General features: G+C 69.0%; 12 protein-coding genes. All 12 read right to left on the bottom strand.

Annotation, left to right across the window (positions count from 1 at the left end):
- Window positions 1–146: 146 nt before the first annotated feature.
- Complete coding sequence (locus ACFYNL_RS24860) at window positions 147–545, bottom strand: hypothetical protein (RefSeq protein ID WP_388807105.1); 399 nt, start codon at window positions 543–545, stop codon at window positions 147–149.
- Between the two features lie 51 nt (window positions 546–596).
- A complete protein-coding gene (locus tag ACFYNL_RS24855) occupies window positions 597–1,436 on the bottom strand; it encodes a shikimate dehydrogenase (RefSeq protein ID WP_388807103.1) in 840 nt (279 codons plus the stop codon).
- On the bottom strand, window positions 1,417–3,162 hold the full coding sequence (gene mltG, locus ACFYNL_RS24850) for an endolytic transglycosylase MltG (protein WP_388807101.1): 1,746 nt from the start codon (window positions 3,160–3,162) through the stop codon (window positions 1,417–1,419). Before mltG ends, ACFYNL_RS24855 begins: the two co-directional genes overlap by 20 nt.
- Window positions 3,163–3,286: 124 nt before the next feature.
- The gene (gene ruvX / locus ACFYNL_RS24845; protein WP_388807296.1) at window positions 3,287–3,751 is read right to left on the bottom strand and encodes a Holliday junction resolvase RuvX; all 465 of its coding nucleotides are present in this window, start codon (window positions 3,749–3,751) and stop codon (window positions 3,287–3,289) included.
- A 35-nt stretch (window positions 3,752–3,786) separates the two neighbouring features.
- On the bottom strand, window positions 3,787–6,459 hold the full coding sequence (gene alaS, locus ACFYNL_RS24840) for an alanine--tRNA ligase (RefSeq protein WP_388807099.1): 2,673 nt from the start codon (window positions 6,457–6,459) through the stop codon (window positions 3,787–3,789).
- Window positions 6,459–6,812 carry a hypothetical protein gene (locus ACFYNL_RS24835; protein WP_388807097.1) on the bottom strand — a complete coding sequence of 118 codons (354 nt, stop codon included), beginning with the start codon at window positions 6,810–6,812 and terminating at the stop codon, window positions 6,459–6,461. Before ACFYNL_RS24835 ends, alaS begins: the two co-directional genes overlap by 1 nt.
- 9 nt (window positions 6,813–6,821) lie before the next feature.
- Complete coding sequence (locus ACFYNL_RS24830; RefSeq protein WP_388807095.1) at window positions 6,822–7,262, bottom strand: DUF948 domain-containing protein; 441 nt, start codon at window positions 7,260–7,262, stop codon at window positions 6,822–6,824.
- Window positions 7,263–7,607: 345 nt separating this feature from the next.
- Window positions 7,608–8,222 carry a 30S ribosomal protein S4 gene (gene rpsD / locus ACFYNL_RS24825; RefSeq protein ID WP_062674288.1) on the bottom strand — a complete coding sequence of 205 codons (615 nt, stop codon included), beginning with the start codon at window positions 8,220–8,222 and terminating at the stop codon, window positions 7,608–7,610.
- 301 nt (window positions 8,223–8,523) lie between these two features.
- Window positions 8,524–9,879, bottom strand: a complete 1,356-nt coding sequence (locus ACFYNL_RS24820) for a replication-associated recombination protein A (RefSeq protein ID WP_388807093.1) — start codon at window positions 9,877–9,879, stop codon at window positions 8,524–8,526.
- Window positions 9,880–9,922: 43 nt separating this feature from the next.
- Window positions 9,923–10,585, bottom strand: coding sequence for a vitamin K epoxide reductase family protein (locus ACFYNL_RS24815; RefSeq protein WP_388807091.1), 663 nt, complete (start codon window positions 10,583–10,585; stop codon window positions 9,923–9,925).
- 195 nt (window positions 10,586–10,780) lie between these two features.
- Complete coding sequence (hisS, locus tag ACFYNL_RS24810) at window positions 10,781–12,043, bottom strand: histidine--tRNA ligase (protein ID WP_388807089.1); 1,263 nt, start codon at window positions 12,041–12,043, stop codon at window positions 10,781–10,783.
- 11 nt (window positions 12,044–12,054) lie between these two features.
- Window positions 12,055–12,762 (bottom strand): MBL fold metallo-hydrolase, encoded by a 708-nt coding sequence (locus tag ACFYNL_RS24805; protein WP_388807087.1) that lies wholly within the window; start codon window positions 12,760–12,762, stop codon window positions 12,055–12,057.
- Between the last annotated feature and the right edge of the window lie 175 nt (window positions 12,763–12,937).

The raw sequence follows: 12,937 nt of genomic DNA, 5'->3' as shown, positions 1-12,937 counted from the left end.
TGTACGCGCGTCCTCGCGTACGGCGACGGCGCGACCGGATGCGCGGCCCCGGCCCGCCATCTCCGATCCTCCCATGTCCGGCGCCGGTGTCCGGCCGCCGGTCCATCAGGCGGACGGCGAACGGCCGGGGGGCGCGACGGAGGCGATCAGGCCGGGTGGTTGCCCTGGCGCTGCTGCGGGGCGTACGCGCCGAGGAAGTCGGCGCCGCTGGGCTGCGGCCCCGGCTGCACGGCCGGCGCCTGGTGCGGGGCGTACGCGCCGAGAAAGTCGGCGCCGCTGGGCTGCTGTGCCTGCTGCTGGGGAGCATACGGACCCAGATGATCGGCGCCCCGCCCCTGCCCGGCCTGCGCCGTCGGCTGACCGGCCGGGCCCTGACGCCTGGCGCGTCGCTGGGCGATCTTGCGCTTCAGCTTGAAACCCCAGGACGCCAGGACGAGGAGCACGATCAGGACGAGCACGGAGATCTGCACCCAGTCCGGCATGAACTGCAGAACGATCTCGAATATCTCGCTCTTGCCGGACGCCGACGACACGCCAGTGGACACGCTGGTGCTCCCCCTCTGTTGTTCTCCGCCCCCTGCGGAACCCAGCGGATCCTAGCGGGCCGCGAGCGCGCGCTCCCCCGCTTTTCGCATGGCCTCCAGGGGCGCGGGGGCACGCCCGGTCATCTGCTCCACCTGGAGCACCGCCTGGTGCACCAGCAGGTCGAGCCCGCTGACGACGGCTCCGCCGAACATGGACCAGCGGGCCGCGAGGGGGGTGGGCCAGGGGTCGTAGAGCACGTCGAAGAGGGTGGCGGGGCGCTCCGGTACGGCCGTGGCGAGGGCGTCCGTCGCACTGGCGGGGGTGGTCGCGATCACCAGCGGTGCGTGCAGCGCCCGCTCCGCGTCCGCCCAGTCCGCCGTTCGCACGTCGACGTCGAGCCGCTCGCCCCACTGCCGCATCTCGGCGGCACGGGCCTCGCTGCGCACATACGCCACGACCTCACCGGTACAGACGCGCGCCAGCGCGGCCAGCGCGGACGAGGCCGTGGCGCCGGCGCCGAGGATCGCGGCGGAGTCGACCTGTTCGATACCCCGCTCCCTCAGGGCCGCGACCATGCCGGGGATGTCGGTGTTGTCGCCGGCCCGGCGGCCGTCCTCGGTGAGGACGACCGTGTTGACGGCCTCCACCGAGGCCGCCGTCTCGCTGATCTCGTCGAGCAGCGGGATGACGGCCCGCTTGAGCGGCATGGTCAGCGACAGTCCGGCCCACTCCGGCCCGAGTTGCGCGAGGAACCCGGGCAGAGCGGCCTCGTCGGTCTCGAAGCGGTCGTACGACCAGTTCGTGAGTCCCATTTCCTCGTAGGCGGCGCGGTGCAGCACCGGGGAGAGGGAGTGGGCGATGGGCTTGCCGAGTACGGCGGCCCGGCGGGCGTCAGTTGCCCCTGCTCTCATTGAACTTGTCCTTGAGCCTGAGGAATTCATCGTGGGTCTTGGCGAATTCGGTCTTGTTGAAACCGTCGGTCGCCACGAAGTAGTACCAGCCCTGGTCGGTCGGGTTCAGCGTCCCCTTGATCGCGCCTTCCCCCGGGTTTCCGATCGGGCCGGGCGGCAGACCCTTGTGGTAGTACGTGTTGTACGGGTCCGGGTTGCTCTTGATCTCCGACTCGCTGATGTCGATGTTGCTCTGGCCCTTCAGGTAATTGAAGGTCGAGTCGAACTGCAGGGCACCGTAGGTCTCGGGGTTGGCGAGGTCGAGGCGGTTGTAGACGACCTCCGCCATCTTGCGGTAGTCGTCGTTGGTCTTGCCTTCGGCCTGGACCAGGCTGGCGACCGTGATGACCTGCAGCGGACTGTCCAGCTTGAGCGCCTTGGCCTTGGCCTCCAGACCCAACGCGTCGTACTTCTCCGCGGCTTGGGTCACCATCGCCTTGAGCACGACCTCGGGCTTCATGCCCTTGGCTGCGGGATAGGTACCCGGCGAAAGGAATCCTTCCAGCGGGTCCTTGATCTCCTTGTTGTCGTTCGCCCAGCTGGGCAGTCCGAGACTCTTGAATTTCTCCTCGGCCACCTTCGCGGTGCTGCCGGACTTCAATTCGAGCTGTTCGTCGATCGCCTTGTAGACGGTCACGTTGCGCTCGCCCGGCCTGACCAGGACGTTGTTCTGGCTCTTGGGGTCGAGCATCAACTCGACGGCGCTCGCGGCGGACATCCGCTTCTGCAGCAGATAAGCGCCCGCCTGGATCCTGTCGCCTTTGGGATTGTCCTGCTGAGCGGCGACAAAGGCATCGACGCTCGCCACGACACCGGCTGCCTTCAGCCGCTGCCCGATCACGGATCCGATCGCACCCTTGGGGATCTCGACGGTCACCTTCTCACCGGTGCCGTCACCGGCGTAGTCCGGCACATCGCCGAAACGATCCTGGTAAAACTGGTACCCGAAATATCCGGCCCCGGCGACGCCACCGCCGAAGACCAGAACGATCACCAGGCAGGCGAGACCACTTCGACGTTTCTTGGGTTTGCCACTGCGACCGCGGCCGCCGCGCCCCCGGCCGCCGCCCGACTCGTCGTCGAAGCCGTCGTCCTCGTCATCGTTGCCGCCACCGGCGAAGAAGGCGTGTTCACCCTGGTCGGGGCCCGGGTCCCAGTCGGTCTCGGGCGGCTCGGGCTCAGCCTGCCGCCGACCCGGCGGCTGCGGCGGCGGGTAGGCCTCGGGCGTGCCGTAGTAGTCGGGTTGCCGGCCGCCGTATGTCGCCGCCTGCTGGCCGTAGGGGTCCGACTGGTCGGGGTACTGGGCGTGCGCCTGCGTCCCGTCCTCCCAGCCGCCGTTTCCGTACGACTGCTGCCCCTGACCCGCGTACTGCTGCTGGTCGTAATGGTGCTGGTCGTACTGCTGCTGGTACTGCTGTCCCTGACCCTGCTGCTGGTACTGCTGCGTCTGACCCTGCTGCTGGTACTGCTCCTGCGCCTGACCGTACGCGGCCTGCTGGCCGTCGCCCCAGTCGCCGTACTGCTGTTGCTGTTGCTGTTGCGACTGCTCCGGATAGTGCTGCGGCTGGCCGCCGTAGGCAGCCTGCCGGCCCGCGTGGGCCTGCTGCCCTTCCCATCCGCCGTCCCCGTACAACGGGTCCTCCGGATGCCACGGTTCGGAGCCTGGGCCCCGGCCATACTCAGTCATCGATCCCCTAGAGCCGCGAGGCGGCGGTCACGCGGCTGGTGTTGATCCGGCTCCCGTTCCGCCTCTCTTGTTGCGTCGGCTGTTCGAAAACCGGCGCATCGCGCGGAACGTTACCGTATCGCGATCAGATGACCACTTCGACGCCCTCGCCGGGAGCTTTACCTGACACCCGTTCGGATTCGAGCGCCTGCTGCAAGATGATCACAGCGGCTGCCTGGTCGATCACGGACCGGCCCTTCTTCGACTTCACGCCCGAGGCGCGCAGTCCCTGACTGGCCGTCACGGTCGTCATCCGCTCATCCACGAGCCTGACCGGTACGGGCGCGATCATGCGCGCCAGTTCCTGGGCGAAGGCCCTGACCTTGACCGCGGCCGGTCCCTCGCCCCCCTTGAGGGAGCGGGGCAGACCGATGACGACCTCGATCGGCTCGTACTCCTCGACGAGTTGCTTGAGCCTGCGGTGCGCCGCCGCGATGTCCCGGCCCGGCACCGTCTCCACCGGGGTGGCGAGGATCCCGTCGGGGTCGCACGAGGCGACCCCGATGCGGGCGTCCCCGACGTCGATGGCGAGGCGACGGCCGCGGCGCATGACCGGGCCGTCGCCGTTCGCCTGTCGGTCGGCGCTCACTTGGCCGTTTCCGCCACGAGCCGCTCGACGGCCTCGACGGCCTCGCCGACCGCGGCCGGGTTCTGCCCGCCGCCCTGGGCGACGTCCGGCTTGCCGCCACCGCCGCCGCCGAGGGTCTTGGCGGCCGTACGGACCAGGTCGCCGGCCTTGAGACCGCGCTCACGGGCGGCTTCGTTGGTGGCGATGACCGTCAGGGGCTTGCCGTTGTTGACCGTGAACAGGGCGACCACGGCGGCCCGGCCGCCCTGGATGCGGCCGCGCACGTCGAGGACCAGCTTGCGCAGGTCGTCGGGGGTGGTGCCGTCCGGAACCCGGCCGGTGACGACGGCGATACCGCGCACGTCCTTGGCGGACTCGGCGAGACCGGCGGCGGCCTGGAGCACCTTCTCGGCCCGGAACTTCTCGATCTCCTTCTCGGCGTCCTTCAGCTTGCCGAGCATGGCGGAGACCTTCTCCGGGAGCTCCTCCGGGCGACCCTTGATCAGCTCCTGGAGCTGGGCGACGACCGTGTGCTCACGGGCGAGGAAGTTGTAGGCGTCCACGCCGACGAGGGCCTCGATACGGCGCACACCGGAGCCGATGGAGGACTCGCCGAGCAGCTTGACCAGGCCGAGCTGGGCGGTGTTGTGCACGTGGGTGCCGCCGCACAGCTCCTTGGAGAAGTCGCCGATGGTCACGACGCGGACGCGCTCGCCGTACTTCTCGCCGAACTCGGCGATGGCGCCCTGCTTCTTGGCCTCGTCGATGCCCATGACCTCGGCGTGCACGTCGAGGTCGCGGGCGAGCACCTCGTTGATCTTCTGCTCGACGTCGGTCATCACGGCCGTCGGCACGGCGGACGGCGAGCCGAAGTCGAAGCGGAAGCGGCCGGGCTGGTTCTCGGAACCGGCCTGGGCGGCCGTCGGGCCCAGGGCGTCACGCAGGGCCTGGTGGGTGAGGTGCGTGGCGGAGTGGGCGCGGGCGATGGCCCGGCGGCGCAGGGAGTCGATGGAGGCGTGGGCCTTGGCACCGACCGTGACCTCGCCGACCTGCACGACGCCCTTGTGGACGTACACACCCGGCACCGGCTTCTGGCAGTCGCGGATCTCGATGACGGCACCGGAGTCGACCTTGATCTTGCCGGTGTCGCCGATCTGGCCGCCGCCCTCGGCGTAGAACGGGGTGCGGTCGAGGACGATCTCGACCTCGTCGCCCTCGGTGGCGGCCGGAGAGGAGGCGCCGTCGACGAGGATGCCGACGATGGTCGACTCGCCCTCGGTGTCGCTGTAGCCGATGAAGTCGGTCTCGCCGACCTTGTCCGCGATCTCCCGGTAGGCGCCGGCACCGGCGTGACCGGTCTTCTTCGCCTGGGCGTCGGCCTTGGCGCGCTCCCGCTGCTCCTTCATCAGGCGGCGGAAGCCGTCCTCGTCCACGGACAGCCCCTGCTCGGCGGCCATCTCCAGGGTGAGGTCGATCGGGAAGCCCCAGGTGTCGTGGAGCAGGAACGCCTTGTCACCGGGCAGGACCGTGGAGCCCGCGGCCTTGGTGTCGCTGACGGCGGTGTCGAGGATGTTGGTGCCGGCCTTCAGCGTCTTGAGGAAGGCGTTCTCCTCGGCGAGGGCGACCTTCTCGATGCGCTCGCGGTCGGTGACGAGCTCGGGGTACTGCTGGCCCATCATGCCGATGACGACGTCGATGAGGTCCTTGACGACCGGGCCGGTGGCACCGAGCAGGCGCATGTTGCGGATGGCGCGGCGCATGATGCGGCGCAGGACGTAGCCGCGGCCCTCGTTGCCCGGGGTGACACCGTCGCCGATGAGCATGGTGGCCGTACGCATGTGGTCGGTGACCACACGCAGGGACACGTCCGAGTGGTGGGCGTCGCCGTAGGCCACGCCGGTCAGCTCGGTGGCCTTCTTGATGACGGCCATGGAGGTGTCGATCTCGTACATGTTCTGCACGCCCTGCAGAATCATGGCGAGTCGCTCAAGGCCCAGGCCGGTGTCGATGTTCTTGCTCGGCAGCTCGCCGAGGATCTCGAAGTTGTCCTTGCCGGTGCCCTGGCCACGCTCGTACTGCATGAAGACCAGGTTCCAGATCTCCACGTACCGCTCGTCGTTGACGGCGGGCCCGCCCTCGACTCCGAACTCGGGGCCGCGGTCGTAGTTGATCTCGGAGCAGGGGCCGCAGGGGCCGGGGACGCCCATGGACCAGTAGTTGTCCTTCATGCCGAGGCGCTGGATACGCTCCTTCGGCACTCCGACGACGTCGTGCCAGATGCGCTCGGCCTCGTCGTCGTCCTTGTAGACGGTGATCCACAGACGCTCGGGGTCGAGGCCGTAACCGCCCTTGTCCTGGGGCGTGGTGAGCAGCTCCCAGGCGTACTTGATGGCGCCTTCCTTGAAGTAGTCGCCGAAGGAGAAGTTGCCGCACATCTGGAAGAACGTGCCGTGCCGCGTGGTCTTGCCGACCTCTTCGATGTCGGGCGTGCGCACGCACTTCTGGACGCTGGTGGCGCGGTCGAAGGGCGGCTTGACCTCACCCAGGAAGTAGGGCTTGAAGGGCACCATGCCGGCCGGGACGAGGAGCAGAGTCGGGTCGTCCGCGATGAGCGACGCCGAAGGGACGACGGTGTGCCCGCGCTCCTCGAAGAAGCTCAGCCAGCGGCGGCGAATCTCGGCCGACTCCATCAGTGGTCCTCATTCCGGTTGTACGGGTACGTCTGGTACGTCGAGCCCTCGACGTACTTCGGGTGGTTGCGGTTCTCGATGGCGGCGTGCCGCCGGGGTGCGGGAAGTTCGGGGCTCTCGTTGATCCCGAGGGCGTCGCCCAACTCGGCCTCCCGCACGGCCATGTTGTCCCGGACGTCGAGCGCGAAGCCCACCGCGCGGTCCTTGATGCGGTGACCGGCCTCGATCGCCTTGTTGGCGGCGGTGGCGGCCAGGCTCTCGGGGGTCAATTGCCTCAGCTTGCGGTTGACCTTGGTGGTGGCCCACACACCCGCGGCGACGCCGGTGGTGAACCAGAAGGTACGGCGGAACATCGCTGGCTCTCAGTCCCTCTTCCCTCGGGCGCTGCGCCGAGAGACCGTGCGGCCCACGATCACGGTACGCCTCGACGCCTTGGCGGGCACGTCCTCCTTGCGGCCGCCGAGGGCCCGGCGCACGCCGTAGCCGAAGGCGGCGACCTTGACCAGAGGGCCGCCGAAGGTGGAGGCGACGGTGGTCGACAGCGCGGAGGCGTTGGAGGTGACCTCCTGGACGTCGGAGGCGATCGCGTCGACCCGGTCGATCTGGGTCTGCGCGGACCGCACCGCCGTGGAGGCCTCGGTCAGGAGCGGGACGGCCTGGTCGGTCACGTCCGCGACGAGCTTGGTGGTCGCCTTGAGCGTCTGGGCCAGCCTCGCCAGCGCAACGGCGAGGAAGGAGACCAGGATCGCCCAGAAGACCGCCACCAGGATCCCGGCAACCTCACCACCGGACACTGTGTGCACCCGCTCCCTGAAACGTGCCTCTGCATCGGTCTGCATCGAAAAAGTCGTGCACCGAGCCTATCGCGCCGGGGATGGCGCTCCGCACCGGATTAGCGCTCGTCCGGAGCCTGACCGAGAGAAGCGATTGTACGGAATGATCACGGTTCGGTCCGCGCCGTATCCCCTGCGGGACCGACAGGACGTACGTCCACCCCCCGGGTCCGGTACATCGCCTCCGGGGAGCCCGATGTCGGCGGGAGGGCCGAGGGTCGGCTCTGCCTGCACATGCGAAAGCCCGCCGCCCCCCACCCGCAAGGGCGAGGAGACGACGGGCTGAGGCGCAGGTGTCCTACGGCCGCTGAGGGATCAACGGGCGTAGTACTCGACGACGAGCTGCTCGTCGCAGATCACCGGGATCTCCTTGCGGTTCGGCTCACGGTCCAGGCGGAACGCCAGGGCCTTGAGGTTCACCTGGAGGTAGCGCGGGGTCTCACCCTCGGGGGCGAAGCCGCCCTCACGGGCGATGGAGAAGAGGGTCTTCTCGCGGCTGCGCTCACGGACCATCACGACGTCGTCGGGCTTGACGCGGAAGGACGGCTTGTCGACCTTCTGGCCGTTGACCTCGATGTGGCCGTGAACGACCATCTGACGGGCCTGGTAGATGGTCCGGGCGATGCCCGAACGCAGGACCAGGGCGTCGAGACGACGCTCCAGCTCGATGATCAGGGCCTCACCGGTCTTGCCCTGAACCTTGGAGGCACGCTCGTAGGCGCGGACGAGCTGGCGCTCGGACACGTCGTACTGCGCACGCAGACGCTGCTTCTCCAGCAGACGGACCTTGTAGTCCGAGTTCTGCTTGCGGCCACGGCCGTGCTCACCCGGCGGGTAGGGACGGGCCTCGAAGTACTTGACGGCCTTCGGGGTCAGCGCGATGCCGAGGGCACGCGACTTCTTGACCTTGGGGCGGGACTGGTTCGCCACTTCTTTTCCTTTTCCTGTATCGGCTGCCTCAGGGTTACGGGAGGTCGCAATCCGCAGCCGGGGAATCCCGACAGGCCCCGAGGGACTTGCCAGGTAGCCGCTCCCCTGGTCTGGGCACATACGTGCAGCACACGAACGGCCCACCGACCGGTCCCGGAGCTCCGGGTGGTGGTGGGCTGCCCGCGACACCTACGACGGTGCGCGACGCTCCTGGATCAGAAGATCCGGCTGGTTGTCCCGCCTGAGGCGCCGACCGGAGCCGGACACGGGACTCAGCACTTCGAGCGAGTCTACAGGCTGTTCAGGACCGTCTGCGACCGAGGTGCTTCCTGGTCCACTCCACGGCGTCAGCGTACCGCGCCTCGGCCCCGTGCCTGGTCGGGGTGTAGTACTCGCGGTCCTTCAGAGCGTCGGGGGCGTACTGCTGCTCGGCGATGCCCTCGGACAGGTCGTGCGGGTAGACGTACCCCTGCGCGTGGCCGAGCTTGGCGGCGCCCTTGTAGTGGCCGTCGCGCAGGTGCGGCGGGACGGGGCCCGCCAGTCCCTTGCGTACGTCGTCCAGGGCGGTGCCGATCGCGGTGGTCGCGGAGTTGGACTTGGGGGCGAGGGCGAGGGCGATGGTGGCGTGGCTGAGGGTGAGGGCGGCCTCGGGGAAGCCGATCATGGCGACGGCCTGGGCGGCGGCGACGGCGATGGGCAGCGCGTTGGGGTCGGCGAGGCCGATGTCCTCGCTGGCGGAGATCATCAGGCGGCGGGCGATGAAGCGGGGATCCTCGCCGGCCTCGATCATCCGGGCCAGGTAGTGCAGGGCGGCGTCGACGTCGGAGCCTCGGATGGACTTGATGAGCGCGCTGGCCACGTCGTAGTGCTGGTCGCCGTCGCGGTCGTACTTCACGGCGGCCCGGTCGACGGTCTGCTCCAGCGTCTGCAGGCTGATCTCGGTCTCGCCCTGGTCCAGGGCGGCTCCGGCGGCGGCCTCCAGGGCGGTCAGGGCGCGGCGGGCGTCGCCACCCGCGATCCGCAGCAGGTGCTCCTCGGTGTCCTCGGGCAGACCGACGGCGTCCTTCAGTCCGCGCTCGTCGCTCAGCGCGCGCCTGAGCAGGTCTTTGACGTCGTCGTCCGTGAGGGGTTCGAGGGTCAGGAGCAGGGAGCGGGACAGCAGCGGGGAGATGATCGAAAAATACGGGTTCTCGGTGGTGGCCGCGATCAGGGTCACCCAGCGGTTCTCGACGGCCGGGAGGAGGGAGTCCTGCTGGGCCTTGCTGAAGCGGTGGATCTCGTCGAGGAAGAGGACGGTCTCCTTGCCGAAGCCACCGGTGGCGCGGCGGGCACCGTCGATGACCGCCCGGACCTCCTTGACGCCCGCGGTGATGGCGGACAGCTCCACGAAGCGCTTATTGGTGGCCTTGGAGACGACGTACGCGAGGGTGGTCTTGCCGGTGCCGGGCGGACCCCAGAGGATCACCGACGACGGTCCCGCGGGGCCCTTCGCCCCCTCGCCGACCAGTCGGCGCAGGGGTGAGCCGGGCTTGAGCAGATGCTGCTGGCCCACGACCTCGTCCAGGGTGCGCGGGCGCATGCGCACCGCCAGGGGGCTCCCGGCGGGGTCCTTCTCCTGGCGTTCTTCTGCGGCGGCGGTGAACAGGTCGGGCTCCACGTGGAAACCCTAAATCACCGCACTGACATCGACGTCGGGCGGATCAGGAGGCGGCCCAGAGCTGGCTGCCCCAGCGGGTGAGGATCAGCATGGCGATGACGCCGACGTGGGTCACCGGAAGCACCCAGGTGAACTCGGCGAGGAAGTTCTTCAGCGGGCGCGGGGCCGGCAGGAAGCCGTTGCGGATGTTGAAGGAGGTCACGTACCAGAACATCGTGAGCGTCGCGACCCAGGCGAGCGAGCACCACAGGCACAGCGCGTTGATGTTGTACAGCGACTGGTACATCAGCCAGGTGCAGAAGGCGACGCCGAAGAGGGTGCCGGCGTTGAAGGTGAGCCAGTACCAGCGCGGGAAGCGGGCGCGGGCGAGCAGGCTCATGCCGACGCAGATGACGATGCCGTAGCAGACGAGGCCGAGCACGGGGTTGGGGAACCCGAAGACGGACGCCTGCTCGCTCTGCATGACGCTTCCGCAGGCGACGATCGGGTTGAGGCTGCAGCCGGGCGTGAAGGTCGTCCCCGCGATCTCGGCTTCGAGGAGCTTGAACTTGTCGACGGTGATGACCCATGCGGCGAGCACGCCTGCCGCGCCGGTGATCACCAGCATCCACGCGAACGCGCGGCTGGCGCCCAGCGAGAGGGGCGCCGCTTCGGCGCGCTCCGGCTCTGACTCGGTGGAGACGTCCTGGACTGTCGTCTTGCTCATCACGCCGATTCCGTCACTTGAGACTTGGAGTTTCTCCGGACAGCCACATTCTGCCGTACATACACCCCCGCTCTCAGTTCACTCGGCATAAGGAAATACGCGCGAGCGGGTAATGCCGCTCGGTTCCGGACACGGCGAAACGGCAAGGGGGCGGGGACCCAACGGCCCCCGCCCCCCTCGGCCGGATCGGCTGACTCAGCCCAGTCGGGCTTCCAGCTCGGCGACGATCTCGTTGACGCCGACGGCCGTCTGCTCACCGGACTCCATGTCCTTGAGCTGGACGACGCCCTCGGCGAGGTCGCGCTCGCCGGCCACGACCGTGTAGCGCGCGCCGCTGCGGTTGGCGTTCTTCATCGCGCCCTTGAGGCCCTTGCCGCCGTAGGCGAAGTCGGCCGCGATGCCGTTCTTTCGCAGCTCCGTGACCTTGGCGAACAGCACCCGGCGGGCCTCCTCGCCGAGCGGGACGGCGAACACGCTGGTGGTGGCGGGGAGTTCGAGTTCGATGCCCTCCGCCTCCAGGGCGAGGACCGTGCGGTCGACGCCGAGGGCCCAGCCGACGGACGGCAGCGCGGGGCCGCCGATCATCTCCGACAGGCCGTCGTAACGTCCGCCACCACCCACCGCGGACTGGGAGCCCAGACCGTCGTGGACGAACTCGAAGGTCGTACGCGTGTAGTAGTCGAGGCCGCGCACCAGCTTCGGGTCGTCCTCGAAGGCGACGCCCGCCGCCGTGATCAGCTCGCGGACCTCCTCGTGGTACGCCTTGCAGGCGTCGCAGAGGTAGTCACGCAGCAGCGGCGCCCCGGTCAGCTGCTTCTGCACGGACTCGCGCTTGTCGTCGAGGACGCGCAAGGGGTTGATGTCGACCCGGCGCCGGGTGTCCTCGTCGAGGTCCAGGGCGCGCAGGAAGTCCTGGAGCGCCGCTCGGTACACCGGGCGGCACTCCTTGTCGCCCAGGCTGTTCAGGAGGATGCGGAAGTTGCGCAGCCCCAGGGAGCGGTACGCCTGGTCGGCGAGGATGATCAGCTCGGCGTCCAGCGCGGGGTCCTCGGCGCCGATCGCCTCGGCACCGACCTGGGAGAAGTGCCTGTAACGGCCCTTCTGGGGGCGCTCGTAGCGGTACTGCGAGCCCGAGTACCAGACCTTGACCGGCAGGTTGCCCGTCTTGTGCAGGTTCGCTTCCAGGACCGCCCGGAGTACCGGAGCGGTCGTCTCGGGACGCAGGGCGAGCTTGTCGCCGCCCTTGGTCTCGAAGACGTACATCTCCTTGGTCACGATGTCGGTGGACTCGCCGACACCGCGCGCGAAGAGCTCGACGTTCTCGAAGCCGGGGGTCTCGATGTAGCCGTAGCCGGAGTTGCGCAGCGGGGCGGCGATCGCCTCACGGATGGCCAGGAACCGGGCGCTCTGCGGCGGCAGCAGGTCGTAGGTGCCCTTGGGGGCCTTGAAGGTGCTCACGGAAGGTCTCGTCACATTCCTCGTCGGGGAGCCTGGGCGGCTCCCTGGCCGGCGGCCACCTGCCGCAGGTACGGGTTGGTGGCGCGCTCTTGGCCGATGGTCGTCTGGGGGCCGTGGCCCGACAGCACCACGGTCGAGTCGTCGAGCGGCAGGCACACGCGGGCCAGCGAGTCGAGCATCTCGGCCATGTCACCGCCGGGCAGGTCGGTGCGTCCGATGGAGCCGGCGAACAGCAGGTCGCCCGAGAACAGGATCGACGGGATGTCCGCCGCCTCGGGCAGGCCGAAGGTCACCGACCCCTTGGTATGGCCCGGCGCGTGCGACACCGTGAGCTCCAGGCCCGCCAGTTCGAGCTTCGCGCCGTCGGTGAGCTCCCTGACGTCGTCCGGCTCCCCCACGGTCAGCTCGCCCATCAGCTGCATGCCGATGGACCGGCCGAGCGCCTTCCCGGGGTCGCTCATCATGTACCGGTCCTCGGGGTGGATCCAGGCCGGTACGTCGTTCGCTCCGCACACCGGGACGACCGAGGCCACGTGGTCGATGTGGCCGTGGGTGAGGACGACGGCGACGGGCTTGAGCCGATGCTTCTTCAGTGCTTCCTCGACTCCGGGGGCCGCCTGGTGGCCCGGGTCGATGATCACGCACTCCTCACCGGCGGCGGGGGCGACGAGATAACAGTTCGTCCCCCAGGCCCCGGCGGGGAACCCGGCAATGAGCACGATCGTCCTTCGTTTGTGTCGACACAGATGGTCTGTCGGCGGGCTGACGCCTGTCGTCAGAGCCTACCGGCGCTGCCGATTACACAGCGAACCCATATACGGTACGGGGCACACGCAGGCGGTCGGATCATCGGGCGCTCGCGTACCGGTCGACACACACGACGCATGAGGAGAA

Origin of the sequence: Streptomyces sp. NPDC007808 (assembly GCF_042868655.1) — a bacterium.
Lineage (GTDB): Bacteria > Actinomycetota > Actinomycetes > Streptomycetales > Streptomycetaceae > Streptomyces.
Note: the sequence above shows the minus strand (reverse complement) of the source record. Positions and strands in the feature narration are given on the sequence as shown.